Origin of the sequence: Bradyrhizobium sp. CCBAU 45389, from assembly GCF_028128625.1 — a bacterium.
Lineage (GTDB): Bacteria > Pseudomonadota > Alphaproteobacteria > Rhizobiales > Xanthobacteraceae > Bradyrhizobium > Bradyrhizobium liaoningense_B.
The window spans coordinates 180301-198122 of sequence record NZ_LBIY01000088.1 but is presented as its reverse complement, the minus strand read 5'-3'; the positions used below and the strand labels follow the sequence as shown (position 1 = coordinate 198122).

The window sequence follows — 17822 nt, the reverse complement described above, 5'->3', positions numbered from 1 at the left end:
CATCATGTCCGACCCCATCGTCAAGATTTCCGGCCTGAACAAATGGTACGGTGAATTCCACGTCCTGCGCGACATCGACCTCGAGGTCAAGAAGGGCGAGCGCATCGTCATCTGCGGGCCCTCCGGCTCCGGCAAGTCCACGCTGATCCGCTGCATCAATGCGCTGGAAGAATTCCAGGAGGGCGAGATCGTCGTCGACGGCATCGAGCTCGGGCCCAATCTCAAACACATCGACGCCGTGCGCCGCGAGGTCGGCATGGTGTTCCAGAGTTTTAATCTGTTCCCGCACCTCACAGTGCTCGACAATTGCACGCTGGCGCCGATCTGGGTGCGCAACATCCCCAAGAGGGACGCCGAGGCGACCGCGATGAAATTCCTGGAGCGGGTCAAGATCCCGCACCAGGCCAACAAGTTTCCGGGCCAGATGTCCGGTGGCCAGCAGCAGCGCGTCGCGATCGCGCGCGCGCTGACCATGAACCCGAAGGTGATGCTGTTCGACGAGCCGACCTCGGCGCTCGACCCCGAGATGGTCAAGGAGGTCCTCGACACCATGGTCGACCTCGCCGAAGAGGGTATGACCATGCTGGTCGTGACCCACGAGATGGGCTTTGCCCGCGAGGTCGCCAACCGTGTGGTGTTCATGGACGCCGGCCAGATCATCGAGGCCAACACCCCGAACGAGTTCTTCGCCAGCCCGCAGCACGCCCGTACAAAGCTGTTCCTGAGCCAGATTCTGCGGTGAGCGCCTGCAGTCCGGCGGCCTCGCCGGTCTGACGGACACACAAGCTTGGCACCATGCGAATCGGCTGGGCTCTTTTCGGACCATCCTCCGGAGAGAAACCTTGCAGAGCAGTCTCGGCGCGCGCGCCTACCAGAACGCGCGATTGCAGAAGAAGTTGAGGAAGCAGGCGGACGCCGTCATGTCCTTCGCCATCGAGGCGCTGGGGCAGGGCAGACGTGACGAGACCGAGAATCTCTGCCGCGAGATCCTGAAAGAGGTTCCGGATCATTTCCACGCCACGCACCTGCTTGGCCTGCTGGCGTTCGACGGCGGGTGGCTTGAGGACGCGCAATTCCTGCTCGAGCGTGCAACCATGCTCGATCCGCGTTCACCCGATGCCCACAGCAATCTCGGCGCCGTGTATTTCGCGCTCGAGAAATTCAAGGACGCCCGCGCATGCCAGGAGAAGGCCCTTGCGCTGAAGCCGAATTGTCCGATCACCCTGACCAATCTCGGCAATACGATGCTGCACCTCGGCGAGGCCAAAGAGGCAATTGCGCTGCATGAGCGCGCGATCAGGCTGAAGCCGGACTATGCCGACGCATTCTGCAACCGCGGCATGGCGGAACTGATGATCGGCCAGTTCGAGCGTGCCGGAAAGAACTTCGAACGGGCCCTATCGTTGCAGCCGCGTCATGCGGAAGCGATTGCCGGCAGGGGTATGGTGAGCCTCGAACTCCGGCACTTCGAGGAGGCGGAAGCCGCGCTCGATACCGCGCTGGCGCTCAAGCCGGGCTCGGCCAGAATTCTGGTGCAGCGCGGACGCCTCTATCTGACTGTGTCCCGGCTGCAGCAGGCGGCAGCGGATTTCGACGCCGCACTGGCGCAATCGCCTCGGAATGAGCTCGCGCTGTGCTGGCGGGCGCAAGTCGACATCATGGTACGGAACACGGCGGGCGCGATGGCGGGCGCCAAAAAGCTGCTCGAAATCAATCCGCAATCCGAGGCGGCCATGTCGCTCCTGGCCTCTTGCTATGCGAACCAGGGAGACATCGCGACGGCGCTCGAGTATCTCGATGCGGCGCTGGCGATCGCGCCCGACTTTCCCGAGGCCATCGGATACAAGATATTCGTGCTGGATTACCTGCAGGAGGCCGATTTCGTGGTCCAGCAGGCGGCGCGAAAATACTGGTGGGATCAGATCGGCGCCAAGCTTCCTCAACGGACCTTGGCGCCGCGCGATCTCGATCCGGACCGACAGATCGTGGTCGGATATGTCGCTTCCGAATTCAGGCAGCACTCGGCGGCTTACTCGCTGATGCCGGTGCTGCGCCATCACGATCGTGCCGCGTTCAAGATCGTCTGCTATTCCTGCTGGCCGCTGCAGGACGAGATGACCGGGAAATTCAAGTCTTGCGCAGACGTCTGGGTCGAGGCCGCGCAGTTCTCGGACGACGAACTGGCCGATCGCATCCAGGCCGACGGAATCGATATTCTGATCGATGTGTCCGGGCATACGACCGGCAGCAGGCTCCATGTGTTCTCGCGGAAGCCGGCCCCCATCCAGGTCACGGGTTTCGGGCACGCCACCGGCACCGGCCTGCAGACCATGGACTACGTGCTCGCGGACCCGACCTTCATTCCGCAATCGGCACGCCATCTGCTGGCCGAAAAGGTCTATGACCTGCCGTGCCTGATCACGATCGATCCCATCCTGGACGTGCCGCCTTCGGAGCTGCCCATGCTCCGCAACGGCTATGTGACTTTCGGCGTGTTCAACCGCATCTTCAAGATCTCGGACGAGGCGATGCGGGTGTGGTCGAAGGTGATGCGCGAGGTGGCGGGATCGAAGATCATCATCAAGAACGGGCTGCTCGACGATCCCTTGTTGCGCGACGGCCTGATCGCGCGGTTCGTGGCACACGGCATTGCCGAGGAGAACGTCATCTGCATGGGCACGACGCCGCGCAACGAGCATTTGCGGGCCTTTGCCAACGTCGACATCTCGCTCGATACGTTTCCGCAAAACGGCGGCATTAGCACCTGGGAATCCCTGTACGCCGGCGTTCCGGTTGTCGCCAAGCTCGGCAACGGCTCGTCATCGCGCGCCGGCGGGTCGATCGTGGCGGCCGTGGGCCTTGACGACTGGGTCGCCGAGGACGAGGAGGGCTATGCCGCGATCGCGATCAAGTATGCCGCCCAGCCTGCGCATCTGGCAAAGCTGCGCGCGGAACTGCCGGCCCAGATCGCCGCTTCGCCCGCCGGCAATGTCGAGATCTACACGCGCAGGGTCGAGGCGGGGTATCGCCAATTCTGGCGCGACTACTGTGCCTCGGCCTCCGAAGGCGGCGAGGTTGCGTAGGCAGATCGACCGCGCCGGATGAGCATACGCGAACACCGGGAAATCACAGAGGCGTTGCCAGTCGAGCCGGCCGGCTGGCCGGGCTTGCGAATCAGCTAGACTCTCCCTGGGCCATCCTCCGGAGAGCAACCTTGCAGAACAGCGGCGCCGGCGCACGCGCATTCCAGAACGCGCGGTTGCAGAAGAAATTGATGAAGCAGGCGGGCGCCGTCACCTCCGCCGCAGCCGCCGCCTATGGCCAGGGAAAATATGCCGAGACGGAGGCGCTCTGCCGTGAGATCCTGAAAGCGCTTCCGGACCATGTCGACGCCATGCACCTGCTCGGGATGTGCGCGCATGACGGCCGGCGCCTTGAGGAGGCGAAGGAGCTGCTCGAGCGCGTGATTGCGCTCGATCCACGTCTGCACGATGCCCACAACAACCTCGCGACCGTGCATTTCGACCTCGGCAATTTCGAGGAGGCGCGGCGGTGCCAGGAGAAGGCGATCGCGCTGAAGCCGAATTTCGCAGTGGCGCTGACCAATCTCGGCAATACGCTGATGCATCTGGGGCAGTACGAACAGGCGCTCGAACTGCACGAGCGCGCAATCAAGCTCAAGCCGGATTACGCCGATGCATTCTGCAATCGCGGCATGGTCGAGATGTTGCTCGGACTGATCGAGCGCGCCAAGCAAAGTTTCGATCGCGCCCTGCTGTTTCAGCCGCGGCACGCCGAGGCGATCGTCGGCAACGGCATGATCAGCATGGAGCTCCGGCATCACGAGGAGGCGGCAGCCAAGTTTGCCATGGCGCTCGCGATCAAGCCGGGCTCGCCCAGGATTCTCGCCCAGCGTGGGCGGCTCAGTTACGAGTTGCAGCGCCTGGAGCCGGCGCTTGCGGATTTCGAGGCCGCGCTTGCGATTTCGCCCAAATTCGAACTGGCTCTCCAGGGCAAGGCACAGGTCTGTCTCGTGATGGGAAGGACCGCGCAGGCGATGGCGGCCGCAACGGCCCTGATCGAGCAGAATCCGCGCTCCGAGCTTGGCTTGGCGCTGATGGGTTTCTGTTATTCGAACCAGGGAGAGATGGACGCCGCGATCGAATATCTCGATCGCGCGCTGGCGATAAAGCCGGCCTACGAGGATGCGATCAGGGGCAAGATCTTCTTGCAGGACTACCTCCCCGAGGCCGATTTCGCGCTCCAGCAGGCAGTGCGACGAGATTGGTGGGACTTGATCGGCTCCAAGCTGCCGCGGCGGACACTGCCAAAGCGGCCGCTCGATCCGGACAAGCAGATTGTGGTCGGCTATGTCGCTGCCGAATTCCGGCAACACTCGGCGGGACTGACCTTGCTGCCGGTGCTGCGCCATCACGATCACGCCAACTTCAAGATCATCTGCTACTACACTTGGCCGGGAGCGGACGAGTACACCGCCATGTTCAAGCAACAGGCGGACGTCTGGGTGGACGCCTGGCAGCTTTCGGACGACGAACTCGCCGATCGCATCGAGGCCGACAATGTCGACATCCTGATCGACGTTTCGGGCCACACGAACACCAACAGGCTGCGGGTTTTCGCGCGGAAGCCGGCTCCGATCCAGGCCACCGGATTCGGACATGCGACGGGCACGGGCATGCAGACCATGGACTATGTGCTCGCGGATCCCGTTTTCATTCCGCCATCGGTCCGGCATCTGTTTCCCGAAAAGATCCACGATCTGCCGTGTCTGATCACGATGGAGCCCGTCTCGGATCTGCAGCCGTCGGAGCTGCCGATGCTGCGCAACGGCTACGTCACCTTTGGCGTGTTCAACCGCATCTACAAGATTTCGGATGATGCGATCCGTGTGTGGTCGCGCCTGATGCGGGAGCTGCCGGGGTCGAGGATCATCCTCAAGAATGGTTTGCTCGACGAACCCTTGTTGCGCGACGGCCTGGTCGCACGCTTCGTGGCGCAAGGCATTGCCGAGGAGAACATCACCTGCCTGGGCTTCACCTCGCGCAACGACCACCTGCTGGCCTTTGCCAATGTCGATATTTCCCTGGATACGTTTCCGCAAAATGGCGGCATCAGCAGCTGGGAATCGCTCTACACGGGTGTTCCCGTGGTGACCAAGCTCGGCAACGGCGCCCCCTCGCGGGCCGGCGCCTCGATCGTGGCTTCTGTCGGTCTCGGCGACTGGGTCGCGGAAGATGACGAGGGCTATATCGAGATCGCCCGGAAATTTGCCTCGCAGCCTGAGCTTCTGGCGAAGTTGCGCGCAGGCCTGCCGGCTCAGATCGCAGCCTCGCCCGCCGGCAATGTCGAGATCTACACGCGTGAGCTCGAAGCGGGTTATCGCAAGTTCTGGCGCGACTATTGTGCTGCGGCCTCGGAAGGCGACGAGCGGGCGTAAACCGGCTGCCCCGGCGCGAACTCGTGGATGCCCGTCCCCGACGTGAGGAGGCCGCTGCCGATCAGACGAACGGCGGCTTGATGTTGCTGCGCTTCTCCAGCCATTCCGGCACTGGAAGATTCTTGGCGCGCATGAAATCCGCGTTGAACAGCTTGGACTGATAGCGGCTGCCGGAATCGCACAGCACGGTGACGATGGTCTTGCCGGGTCCGAGCTGCTTGGCGAGGCGAATTGCGCCCACTATGTTGATGCCGGTGGAGCCGCCGAGGCACAGGCCTTCGTGCAGGAGCAGGTCGTAGATCACCGACACAGCTTCGGCGTCCGGAATCAGGAAGGCATCGTCGACCTTGGCGGTTTCGATCACGGGCGTGACGCGGCCGAGGCCGATACCCTCGGTGATGGAGTCGCCCGGGGTCGATTTGGCCTGGCCGTTCTTGAACAGCTCGTACATCGCAAACCCCTGCGGATCGGCGCAGGCATTGACGATGCCGGGGTGCTTCTCCTTGAGATAACGGCTGGTGCCGGCCAGCGTGCCGCCGGTGCCGACCGAGCAGATGAAGCCGTCGATCTTGCCGCCGGTCTGCTCCCAGATCTCGGGGCCCGTCGACTCGTAATGCGCCTTGGCGTTGTCGAGGTTGTTCCACTGGTCGGCGAACAGCACGCCGTTCGGTTCGGTCTTGCGCAGCTCGTCGGCGAGCCTGCGGCCGACATGTTGGTAATTGTTGGGATTGGCGAAAGGAAGGGCCGGGACCTCGATCAGCTCGGCGCCGCACAGCTTCAGGAAATCCTTCTTCTCCTGGCTTTGGGTCTCCGGGATCACGATCAGCGTGCGGTAGCCGCGGGCGCTGGCGACGACCGCCAGGCCGATGCCGGTGTTGCCGGCGGTCGCTTCCACCACGAGGCCCCCGGGCTTGAGCTCGCCGCGCTTCTCCGCCTCCAGGATCATCCATTTGCCGGCCCGGTCCTTCACCGACTGGCCGGGATTCATGAACTCGGCCTTGCCCAGGATGGTGCAGCCGGTCAATTCCGAGGCGCGCTTGAGCTTGATCAGCGGGGTGTTGCCGATGGCTTCGACAACGTTGGTTCGAATGGTCATGTCGGGGGAAATCACTGGCAAAGGGTTGATCTGGCTGGCCAGAACCTAGTGCCTGGGAGGGCAAAGGGGAAGGCTTTTGCGCTGCGGCGAAAGTGGTGGAAGCGCCCCGCAGAGCGGCGACATTCCCGAGCAAAGAACAGCGCGAATGATGCCGGGATACGGTCTCGGATAGCGGCGGAACGAATATGCCCGATGACCGCAGGGACACGGAAGATATCGGTCGTCGCAAGCACCGCTCACAGCCCATCTCTACCGCGTGCATGCCGGCTTGGCCGCACGTGGTTCCCGGACGAGTTGAATTGCACTTGGGGAAGCATGTGCGAGCGGGGTGTTCGTGCCCGATCCTTGACGGCCTTGTGAGCGCTGCCCGCTGCGTCTTGAGACAGAGCCGAGGCCGCATGCAGCTCGCTGCTGACCGGTGCAGCCGGATCAAGCCGCTCTCGCCTGGGTGTGGCGCCAATATCACATGAAATCTTGGTAAGCTTGAACGTCCTTTCCGGCGCCATGAAAAATCGAGAAGTAACTGCAAGACAGGCATATCTTGCATTTGTTTGGTCGTGATGGGATGGCGCGGGGACTGCCATCTCGCACCTGCGGGACTGTCCCGCTGTTCCGCGCCCGGCTAGTATGAAGCTCAAGGTTCCGCAGAAAGCATCGCCTGTGAACGAGTTGCCAAAAGCCCCCCGACCGTCCGGCCGCGAATCGGTTAATCCGGCTGCGCGGTGGCGGCTCGATCTGCCCGGCGGGGGGTGGATGTGACACAGCATGTTCCGGCGATCGCCGTGCGGCGGTCTTTGGGGTCTGCGTCCCGGACGCGTCGTGCAGCGCGCTGGCTTGCTGTGCTGTGCGTGGCTGCAAGTTCGGGCGCATGCGTGCTGACGCAGGATCTTCCGGATCCCGCGCTCGATGTTCCCACGCAGTACAAATATGCCGGGAAGGGCGATGCGCCGCCGTCGCTGGATTGGTGGCGTGGCTTCCGTTCCTCCGAGCTGACGCAGCTGATGGAGGAGGCGCAGACCGTCAATCTCGATATCGCTGCCGCCGTCGCGCGCATCGTTCAGGCTGACGCCCAGGCGCGGCAGGCCGGCGCGGCGTTGTTGCCGAGTCTGTCGGGGAGCGGATCGGAAACCTATTCGCGCACCTCGGGCTCCTCGTCATCAGGTCTCACCAATGGCGGGCGCGAAGTCGTCAACTATTCGGCCTCGCTGAGCGCGAGCTACCAGCTCGATTTCTGGGGTCAGAACCGCGATGCGCTGCAGACGGCGGAAGAGACCGCGAACGCCAACCGTTTCGATCGTGACGTCGTCGCCCTGACGACGCTCGCCGGCGTCGCCAACGCCTATTTCCAGGTGCTGGCCTCGCAGGACCGCCTGCGTACCGCCCAGAGCAACATCGCCAGCGCGCAGCGCATCCTCGATGCGATCCGCGAGCGCCGCAAGGCCGGCACCGGCACCGACCTCGACGTCGCCCAGCAGGAGAGCGTGCTCGCCAACCAGAAGGCACTGGTGCCGCCACTGCGCCAGACGCTCGACCAGAACGCCAACGCGCTCGCCGTGCTGGTGTCGCGGCCGCCGGAGAGCGTCCGCGTGCTCGGCGGCTCGCTGAACAAGATCGCCATCCCGCGCGTCACGCCCGGCCTGCCGTCGGAGATCCTGACGCAGCGGCCGGACATTCGCCGGCAGGAAGCGCAGCTCGCCTCGGCGACCGCCAATATCGGCAATGCCCGCGCGCAGTTCTTCCCGACCATCCAGCTCACCGGCAATGGCGGCTATCAGAGCTCGGCGCTGGTCTCGCTGTTCCAGCCGCATGCGGCCTTCTTCCAACTCGTCGGCAGCGCCACGCAGCCGATCTTCGACGGCGGCAAGATCCTCGGCAATTTCGAATTCGCCAAGGCGCGGCAGGACGAGTTGCTCCAGACCTACCGCAAGACCATCATCCAGTCGTTTGCCGACGTCGACAACGCGCTGTATTCGATCAAGCAGACCACGATCAAGCTACAATTGCAGCGCGATGTCGTTACCTCGTCGAAGCGCGCCTTCGATCTCGCCGAGCAGCAATTGCGCGCCGGCACGGCCGACATCGTGACCGTGCTGAACGTCCAGCAGACACTATTTCAGGCCGAAGACGCGTTGTGGCAGGCCCAACTCGCACGGCTTCTCGCCATCGTCAGCCTGTATCAGGCGCTCGGCGGCGGCTGGGAGCCGCGAATGGAGAAACCGGTCAATGCTCTTTAAGCCGGACATGAAGCAAGGCGCGAAGGAGGGCACGGCGACCAGGTCGCGCGGCCGCGGCTTCGTCATGACCCTGATCACGCTCGCGATCCTCGGCGGCCTCGGTTATGTCGGCTGGACCGTCATGCACCAGCAGCAGGCGAACAACCGCAACCAGCGGCCCGATCTGCCGGTGCCGGTGCTGGCGGCGACGCCGCGCATCCAGGACGTGCCGGTCTACCTCGACGGCGTCGGCGCGATCCGTGCGCTCAACACCGTGACCGTGCGCTCGCAGGTCGACGGCAAGCTGATCGCGGTCAACTTCACCGAAGGCCAGGACGTCAAGAAGGGTGACGTGCTCGGCGAGATCGATCCCGCGCTCTATCAGGCGACATACGACCAGGCGGTCGCCAAGAAGGCGCAGGACCAGGCCCAGCTCGCCAACCAGCGCATCGACCTCGCGCGCTACGAGCAGCTCGCTGCCTCCAATGCCGGCTCCAAGCAGCAGGCCGATACCCAGCGCGCGCTGGTCGCGCAGACCGAGGCGCTGGTCAAGGCCGACCAGGCCGCGATCGACAATGCCGCGGCAACGCTGAGCTATACCAAGATCGTGGCGCCGCTCTCGGGCCGCGCCGGCCTGCGCCAGGTCGACCAGGGCAACATCATCCACGCCTCCGACACCACGGGCCTCGTGGTGATCACGCAACTGCAGCCGATCGCGGTATGGTTCAGCCTGCCGCAGCAGCAGATCATGCGGGTCAACGCGGCTGCCGCCAAGGGGGCGCTTGCCGTCGACGTGTTCGGCAATGACGGCATCACCGTGATCGACACCGGCAAGCTGACCGGGATCGACAACCAGGTCGACCAGACCACCGGCACGCTCAAGCTCAAGGCCGAATTCCCCAACGCCCACTACCAGCTCTGGCCCGGCCAGTTCGTCAATGTCCGCCTCAAGGTCGAGACCTTGACGCAGGCGCTGGTGGTGCCGACATCGGCGGTGCAGCGCGGTCCTGTCGGAACCTTCAGCTATGTCATCGGCGAGGACAATGTCGTCTCCGCCAAGCCCATGACGGTGACGCAGCAGAACGAGCATGATGCGGTGATCGCCAGCGGCCTGTCGCCGAACGACAAGGTCGTCACCACCGGCTTTGCCAACCTCTCCGACGGCTCCAAGGTGATCGTCGGCCGCGACGACCAGACGCCGTCGGCCGATCTCGCCCCGCGCAAGCGCTCGCGCGGTCCGGATGCTCAGAAGAAGGATGGTCAGAAGGAATCGCAAAAGGACGGACAAGCCAAGGACGGCGAGTTCCGCGCCAAGCGAAACAGCAGCGAAGGCGACCAGAAGGGACAGACCGGTCCGGCACCGGGGCCGGGGGCATCGGGATCTGGAGCCAAGCAGCCATGATCCCGACAACAGCCGCCTAGGCGGCAGGCGTATTCCATGGGAGTCTCCGAACCCTTCATCCGCCGGCCCATCGCGACCTCGCTGCTCGGCATCGCGCTGCTGATCGGCGGGCTGCTCGGCTATTTCGCGCTGCCGGTCTCGGCGCTGCCGCAGGTCGACTTCCCGACCGTGCAGGTGACGACGCAGTTGCCGGGCGCGAGCCCCGACGTGATTGCCTCGCTGATCACCGCGCCGCTGGAGCGGCAGCTCGGCCAGATCCCGTCGCTGTCTGCGATGAATTCGACGAGCTCGTTCGGCGTCAGCCAGATCTCGCTGCAGTTCGACCTCAACCGCGATATCGACGGCGCAACGCAGGACGTGCAGGCCGCGATCAATGCCGCCGCGGGAGTCTTGCCAAAAACCCTGCCTTATCCGCCGACCTACGCCAAGGTGAACCCGGCCGACGCGCCGGTCATGACGCTGGCGCTGCGCTCGGACACGATCTCGCTGCGGGCGATGAGCGACATCGCGGACACGCTATTGGCGCAGCGGCTGAGCCAGATCTCCGGCGTCGGCCGGGTCTCGGTGCTGGGCGGGCTGAAGCCGGCCGTGCGCATCCAGGCGGATCTGGCGCGCCTTGCCGCCTATGGCATCGCCATGGAGGACCTGCGCACCGCGATCTCGAACGCAAATGTCTCCGGCCCGAAGGGCTCGCTCGACGGCGCGCAGCAATCCTACATCATCGCCGCCAACGACCAGATCGCCGCCGCCGAGGCCTACAAGCCGATCATCATCGCCTATCGCAACGGCTCGCCTGTTACGATCGCGGACGTCGCGCAGATCGTCGATGGCCTGGAGAACGACCGCACCGGAGGCTGGTACCAGGGCTCGCCGGCCGTCATCATCGACATCCAGCGCCAGCCCGGCGCCAATGTCATCGACGTCGTCAGCCAAATCCGCGCCGAAATTCCCAAGGTTCAGCGCGCGATTCCGGCCGGCGTGAACCTCACCATCGTGTCCGACCGCACCGTCACCATCCGCGCCTCGGTGCGCGACGTGCAGTTCACGCTGATCCTCAGCGTCGTGCTGGTGACGCTGGTCGTGCTGCTGTTCCTGCGCTCGCTGCGCGCCACGCTGATCGCGGGCGTCGCGCTGCCGCTGTCGCTGATCACCAGCTTCGGCATCATGTATTTCGCCGGCTTCAGCCTCGACAATCTGTCGCTGATGGCGTTGACCATCGGCACCGGTTTCGTCGTCGACGACGCCATCGTCATGATCGAGAACATCGTCCGCCACATGGAGAACGGCGATGGGCCGATGGAAGCTTCGCTCAAGGGCGCCAGCGAAATCGGCTTCACCGTGATCTCGCTGACGGTGTCGCTGATCGCGGTGTTTATCCCGCTGCTGTTCATGTCGGGCCTCGTCGGCCGTATGTTCCGCGAATTCGCGCTGACGCTGACCATCGCGGTCGTGACCTCGGCCGTGGTCTCGCTGACGCTGACGCCGATGATGTGCTCGCGGCTGCTCAAGCACGCACACGAGGAGCTGGCGGTGCCGGGCCTTGCCGCCATCAGCCGCTTCATCGACCGCACCGTCGAGTTCTACCATCGCACCCTGCTTGTGGTCTTGCAGCACCAGCGCCTCACGCTGGTCGTGACCTTCGCGACGCTGATTGCGACCCTCGTTCTCTACGTCGTCGCGCCAAAGGGCTTCCTGCCGCTGCAGGACACCGCCTCGATCACGGCGGTGACGGAGGCGGGGCCCGACGTCTCGTTCGCGGAGATGCAGAAGCGGCAGGCCGAGGCCGCCGACGCCATCAAGGCCGATCCTGACGTGGTTGGCGTGGTCTCGGTGATCGGCGCGGGCTCGGTCAACCCGACCACCAATGTCGGCCGTCTCGTCATGACGCTGAAGCCGCGCGGCGAGCGGCGTGACGATGTCGGCGTGGTCGTGACCCGGCTGAAGGAGCGGGTGGCGGGCATCCCCGGCATGACCGTCTATTTTCAGCCGGTGCAGGACGTCCAGATCTCGACCCAGTCGAGCCGCTCGCAATACCAGTACACGCTGACCGGCACCGATGCGGCGCTGGTCTCGGAATGGGCGCGCAAGCTGGTTGCGGAGATGCGGCGCGATCCCCTGTTCCGCGACGTCTCCTCCGAGGCGCAGGAGGGCGGCCTGCGGGCGCAGCTCGATGTCGACCGCACCCGCGCCGGCCAGCTCGGCGTCAGCCTGCAGGCCATCACCGACACGCTGAACGATGCCTTCGCGCAGCGGCAGATTTCGACCATCTACGGCCAGGCCAACCAGTACCGCGTCGTGCTGGAGGCGCTGCCGATGTACCAGCGCGATCCCTCGATCCTGTCAAAACTCTATCTGCCGGGCGCTGCGAGCACGACCGTCGGCGCGCCGAGCGCCCAGGTGCCGCTCTCGGCCGTGGCGACGCTGAAGCGCACCACGGCGCCGCTCGCGATCTCGCACCAAGCGCAATTCCCGTCGATCTCGCTCAGCTTCAACCTCGCGCCGGGCGCCGCGCTCGGCGATGCGGTCGAAGCCGTCAAGGCGATCGAGACCCGGATCGAGATGCCCAACAGCATCGTCGGGGTCTATGCCGGTGACGCCGCCGAATTCGCCAAGGCGCTTGCGGGACAGCCCTGGCTGCTGCTCGCCGCCGTGATCACGATCTACATCGTGCTGGGCGTGCTCTATGAGAGCTATATCCACCCGATCACGATCCTGTCGACGCTGCCCTCGGCCGGCGTCGGCGCCATCCTGGCGCTGGTGCTGTGCGGGCAGGACCTCTCGGTGATCGGCCTGATCGGCATCATCCTCTTGATGGGCATCGTCAAGAAGAACGCGATCATGATGATCGACTTCGCGCTGGAGGCCGAGCGCGGGCAGGGGATGTCGCCCAACGAAGCCATCGTGCAGGCGTGTCTCTTGCGCTTCCGTCCGATCATGATGACGACGCTGGCGGCGTTGTTCGGCGCGCTGCCGCTCGCAATCGAAAGCGGGACCGGCGCCGAGCTGCGCTTTCCGCTCGGCATCTCCATCATCGGCGGCCTGCTGCTGAGCCAGCTGCTGACGCTCTACACCACGCCCGTGATCTACCTTGCCTTGGACCGCATCAACCGTCGCCTCGAGCAGGCGCTGCCGCCGGCCGAATCCGGCGGCCCGCCGGTCGCGGGCGCAACCGAGGGGATGCAGTGATGGCATCGATCTCGGAGCCCTTCATCCGCCGCCCTGTCGCGACCACGCTGCTCTCGATCGGGTTGTTCCTGCTGGGTGTCGTCGCCTACGAGTTCCTGCCCGTCGCCTCGGTCCCGAACGTCGACTTCCCCGCCATCTTCGTCTCGGCCAGCCGTCCGGGCGCCGATCCCTCCGTGATGGCGGCGACGGTCGCCTCGCCGCTGGAGCGGAGGCTAGGGGAGATCGCCGGCATCAACCAGATCACCTCGACCTCGTCGCTCGGCACGACCAACATCCAGCTCCAGTTCGACATCGGCCGCAACATCGACAAAGCCGCCCGCGATGTGCAGGCGGCGATCAACGCCTCGCTGGTCGACCTGCCGAGCGACCTGCCGACGCTGCCAAAATTCCGGAAGGCGAACACGGCCGGCGCGCCCGTCTTCGTGCTGGCGCTGACCTCGAAGACGCTGTCGGCGAGCGCGATCTACGACGTCGCCGACACGGTGCTGGCGCAGCGCATCTCGCAGGTGCCGGGCGTCGGCGACGTCACCGTCTCCGGCGCCGACCAGCCGGCTGTGCGGGTGCAGCTCAACCCTGTGGCGCTGTCGAATGCCGGCATCGCCACCGACGACGTCCGGACCGCGATCATCAACGCTAATCCGCTCGGCCCCGTCGGCATCTTCAACGGCGAGCGCCAGAGCGAGACGCTGTCGCTGAACAAGCAGATGCGCACGGCGAAAGAGTTCCGCGACATCGTCATCAAGAGCTCGAACGGCAATTTCGTCCGCCTCTCCGACGTCGCCGATATCGAGGATTCCGTCCGCAACGCCCGCTCGATCGCCTGGTTCAACAAGCAGCCGGCGGTACTGATCCAGATCACCAAGCAGGGCGACGCCAACGTCATCGATACCGTCGACCGGGTGAAGGCGCTGATCCCTGAGCTGAAGCAGTGGATTCCGGCCGGCGTCGAGATCTCCACTTTGGTCGATCGCACCGGCACGATCCGCGCCAGCGTGCTGGACATGCAATGGACATTGCTGGCGACGGCCGTCTTGGTGATGGTCGTCGTGTTCGTGTTCCTGCGGCGGCTGACGCCGACGATCGCGGCCGGCATCTCGGTGCCGCTGGCGCTGGCCGGCACCTGCGCCGGCATGTGGGTCGCGGGCTTCTCGATCGACAATCTGTCGCTGATGGCGCTCGCCATCTCCGTCGGCTTCGTGGTCGACGACGCCATCGTCATGATCGAGAACATGTTCCGCAATCTCGAGCACGGCATGCGGCCGTTCCAGGCGGCACAGGAGGGGGCGAAGCAGATCGGCTTCACCGTGGTCTCGATCAGCCTGTCGCTGATTGCGGCCTTCACGCCGCTGATCTTCATGGACGGCATCGTCGGCCGCCTGCTGCGCGAATTCTCACTGACGCTGACCTTCGCGATCCTGGTCTCGACCCTGGTGTCGCTGACGGTCACGCCGATGATCTGCGCGCATTACATCCGGCAGACCACCTCCGGCACCGCGACGCTGTTCGACCGGATCATCGAAGGCTCGCTGTCGCGCATCGTCGCCTTCTACGCGCGAACCTTGCGGACCGTGCTGGAATATCCGTTGCTGACGCTGCTGGTGTTCTTCGCCACCATCGGCCTCACGGTGACGCTCTACATCAAGGTCCCCAAGGGTTATTTCCCGACCGACGATTCCGGCTTCATCATCGGCGCGACGCGCGCCTCGGCCGACATCTCGTTCCAGTCCATGCTCGGCCTGCAGCAGCGGCTCGCCGACATCGTGATGCAGGATCCGGCCGTGGCCGGCATCGGCTCGACCGTCGGCAGCGGAGGCGGGGGGCCGGGGGCGGCGACCTCGAACCGCGGCACCATGTTCATCAGCCTGAAGCCGCCGGAGGAACGCGACCACGTCTCGACGCAGGTCGTGATCGACCGTCTGAGGCGCGCATTGTATCCCGTGCCCGGCATCCGCCTCTTCATGTTCGCCGCCCAGGACGTGCGCGCCGGCGGACGGCAAAGCGATTCCGACTACCAGTACACGCTCTCCTCGACCGATCTCGACCTGTTGCAGAAATGGGCGCCGATCGTGGCCAAACGCATGGAGAGCGTCGAGGGCATCACCGACATCTCCAGCGACCGCGACCCCGGCGGGCTCCAGCTGACATTGTCCATCGACCGCAAGAAGGCCTCTGCGCTCGGCGTCAATGTCCAGGACATCGACAACGCCCTGAACAACGCGTTCTCGCAGCGGCAGATATCGATCATCTACACCCAGCGCAACCAGTACATGACCGTGCTCGAGATCGATCCGAAATTCCAGGTCGATCCCTCCAACCTCGATCGCATCTATGTCGCCGGCGCCAACGACGTGCAGGTGCCGCTGTCGGCCGTGGTGCACGCGACGCGCGGGCTGGCCGCGCTCGCGGTCTACCATTCGCAGTCGTTCCCCTCGACCACTGTGTCTTTCAACCTGCTGCCGGACGTGCCGCTGCAGGCGGCGACGCAAAACATCCAGCGCGCGGTCGAGGAACTGCATATGCCGGAAGGAATCCGCGGCAGCTTTGACGGCAATGCCGGCGATTTCGCCAGGACCAGCGGTCGCCAGCCGCTCTTGATCCTCGGCGCGCTGGTGGCGATGTATATCGTGCTCGGGGTGCTCTATGAGAGCCTTGCCCATCCGCTCACGATCATCTCGACGCTGCCCTCGGCCGGCCTCGGCGCGCTGCTGGCCCTGCAGATCACCAACACGCCGCTGACCGTGATCGCCTTCGTCGGCATCATCCTGTTGATCGGCATCGTCAAGAAGAACGGCATCATGATGGTGGACTTCGCGCTCGATGCCGAACGCCAGCGCGGGCTGTCCTCGGCGGAGGCGATCTTCGAAGCCTGCCAGGCGCGCTTCCGTCCGATCCTGATGACGACGATGGCGGCGCTGTTCGCGGGCATTCCGCTGGTCATCGCAACCGGGCCGGGCACTGAGCTGCGGCGTCCGCTCGGTATCACCATCATCGGCGGCCTGTTCGTCTCCCAAATCCTGACGCTCTACACCACGCCCGTGATCTACCTGCTGATCGATCGCCTGCGGCGCCGGTCCGAGCCGCGTCCAGTCCCTGCGCCGGCGGAATAGGTTGTTGCAGCGCCGCGCGAAGCGTATAGCGGCGACCATGTCGAACCCATCCGAGACCCCGGCCGCCGCGCCCGAGCCGATCCCCGAATGCCCGCACTGCCAGAAGCCGATGCCGTTGTGCATCTGCGACAGCGTCAGGCCCATCGAGAACCGCCTCTCGCTCCTGATCCTGCAGCATCCGCAGGAGCAGGACAGGGCGCTCGGCACCGCCCGGCTGCTGGCCAAGCACTTTGCCGATGCCACAGTGCGGGTCGGCCTGTCCTGGCCGAGCCTGTCCAAGGCGCTGGGGCGGCCGATCGAGAACGCCTCGCATTGGGGCGTGCTCTATCTCGGCTCGGCCCGTGCGGCCGATCTTGAGGCCGAGGGCGAGATCGTGGCGCTCAATCGCAAGGGCGAGGTTGCGGACAACCAGCGCGCACTCCTCGGCAAGCTCGAAGGCGTCGTGCTGCTCGACGGCACCTGGAGTCAGGCCAAGGCCTTGTGGTGGCGCAATCCCTGGATGCTGAAATGCCAGCGCGTGATCCTCAACCCGTCACGCCCATCGCTATACGGACGCTTGCGCAAGGAGCCGCGCCGCGACGGTCTCTCGACCATCGAAGCGGCCGCCACGATGCTGGCCGGTCTCGAGCGGCGCCCCGACATCGCCGAGACCCTGCATGCCAGTTTCGACCGGATGCTGGCCCGCTACCGCGAGGTCCAGGCCGATATGCCGGAACTGGCACCCAAACCCGCACCCAAGAAGGGTCGTCGGCGCGACTTCCGGCGCGGCAAGCGCGCCTGAGTTTGGTCCACACCGGAAGCGGCTATCGCTGCCAAAGTCGGACGAAGGCGGTTGCCTAAGCCATTGATCCCCTATATTGGTCCGCCCTTACGGGGCCACGTGGCGGAGTGGTTACGCAACGGTCTGCAAAACCGTGTACACCAGTTCAATTCTGGTCGTGGCCTCCATCACAACCTTCTGATTTTCCAGCAAAACTTGCTATCGTCGCGAGTTCCATCGAACGCGCGGACGAGGCTTGCCAAGCCTTGACCACCGGGTTTGCCCGGGGATTGGTGGAAACCCGCGATTCAGGCCCTCTGGCATAGACTTCGCATCTGCGAAGGGACGCATCCAAAACCCTGGAGCTGGAGAGCACGTGGGCGACGTCGTTCGATTTGTCCCGAAATCCGAGTTGGAGCGCGCGCGCCTCATCCGCGAGGCCCGCGCGATCTATGACAGCATCTTCCCGCCGGCTGCACCCGACCGGGCGCCGCAGGATGGCGAGGAGCGCGTCAAAACTTGATCGAGGCTGCGCCGGTCGCCGGCGCGCGGTGATGCCGAACCGCCCGCAAGGCGGGCGCATCAGTTCACGGCAAGGCG

General features: G+C 64.9%; 10 protein-coding genes and 1 tRNA gene. 10 read left to right on the top strand and 1 reads right to left on the bottom strand.

Features of this window, described 5'->3' with window-relative positions:
• Positions 1 to 4 precede the first annotated feature (4 nt).
• The 3 genes from XH79_RS18750 to XH79_RS18740 all read left to right on the top strand — a co-directional run bounded on the left by XH79_RS18750 (position 5) and on the right by XH79_RS18740 (position 5458).
• Positions 5 to 742 (top strand): amino acid ABC transporter ATP-binding protein, encoded by a 738-nt coding sequence (locus tag XH79_RS18750; RefSeq protein WP_245003366.1) that lies wholly within the window; start codon positions 5 to 7, stop codon positions 740 to 742.
• A gap of 100 nt (positions 743 to 842) precedes the next feature.
• The gene (locus XH79_RS18745; RefSeq protein ID WP_212336651.1) at positions 843 to 3083 is read left to right on the top strand and encodes an O-linked N-acetylglucosamine transferase, SPINDLY family protein; all 2241 of its coding nucleotides are present in this window, start codon (positions 843 to 845) and stop codon (positions 3081 to 3083) included.
• 131 nt (positions 3084 to 3214) lie between these two features.
• Positions 3215 to 5458 carry an O-linked N-acetylglucosamine transferase, SPINDLY family protein gene (locus tag XH79_RS18740; RefSeq protein ID WP_271582566.1) on the top strand — a complete coding sequence of 748 codons (2244 nt, stop codon included), beginning with the start codon at positions 3215 to 3217 and terminating at the stop codon, positions 5456 to 5458.
• A 61-nt stretch (positions 5459 to 5519) separates the two neighbouring features.
• On the opposite strand, the gene XH79_RS18735 is transcribed toward XH79_RS18740, so the two are convergent.
• Positions 5520 to 6554 (bottom strand): cysteine synthase A, encoded by a 1035-nt coding sequence (locus XH79_RS18735; RefSeq protein WP_212336647.1) that lies wholly within the window; start codon positions 6552 to 6554, stop codon positions 5520 to 5522.
• A 749-nt stretch (positions 6555 to 7303) separates the two neighbouring features.
• Here XH79_RS18735 and XH79_RS18730 point away from each other — a divergent pair.
• From XH79_RS18730 to XH79_RS18700, 7 genes are all read left to right on the top strand, one after another.
• Complete coding sequence (locus XH79_RS18730; RefSeq protein WP_271582565.1) at positions 7304 to 8788, top strand: efflux transporter outer membrane subunit; 1485 nt, start codon at positions 7304 to 7306, stop codon at positions 8786 to 8788.
• Positions 8778 to 10169 carry an efflux RND transporter periplasmic adaptor subunit gene (locus XH79_RS18725; protein ID WP_271582564.1) on the top strand — a complete coding sequence of 464 codons (1392 nt, stop codon included), beginning with the start codon at positions 8778 to 8780 and terminating at the stop codon, positions 10167 to 10169. Before XH79_RS18730 ends, XH79_RS18725 begins: the two co-directional genes overlap by 11 nt.
• Positions 10170 to 10205: 36 nt before the next feature.
• Positions 10206 to 13355, top strand: coding sequence for an efflux RND transporter permease subunit (locus XH79_RS18720; protein WP_271582563.1), 3150 nt, complete (start codon positions 10206 to 10208; stop codon positions 13353 to 13355).
• On the top strand, positions 13355 to 16462 hold the full coding sequence (locus tag XH79_RS18715; protein WP_271582562.1) for an efflux RND transporter permease subunit: 3108 nt from the start codon (positions 13355 to 13357) through the stop codon (positions 16460 to 16462). The genes XH79_RS18720 and XH79_RS18715 overlap by 1 nt, the downstream gene beginning before the upstream one ends.
• Positions 16463 to 16499: 37 nt before the next feature.
• Positions 16500 to 17243, top strand: coding sequence for a tRNA-uridine aminocarboxypropyltransferase (locus XH79_RS18710; protein ID WP_271582561.1), 744 nt, complete (start codon positions 16500 to 16502; stop codon positions 17241 to 17243).
• Between the two features lie 93 nt (positions 17244 to 17336).
• A tRNA-Cys gene (locus tag XH79_RS18705) sits at positions 17337 to 17410 on the top strand.
• 188 nt (positions 17411 to 17598) lie between these two features.
• The gene (locus tag XH79_RS18700; RefSeq protein ID WP_212336636.1) at positions 17599 to 17745 is read left to right on the top strand and encodes a hypothetical protein; all 147 of its coding nucleotides are present in this window, start codon (positions 17599 to 17601) and stop codon (positions 17743 to 17745) included.
• The last annotated feature ends 77 nt before the right edge of the window (positions 17746 to 17822 follow it).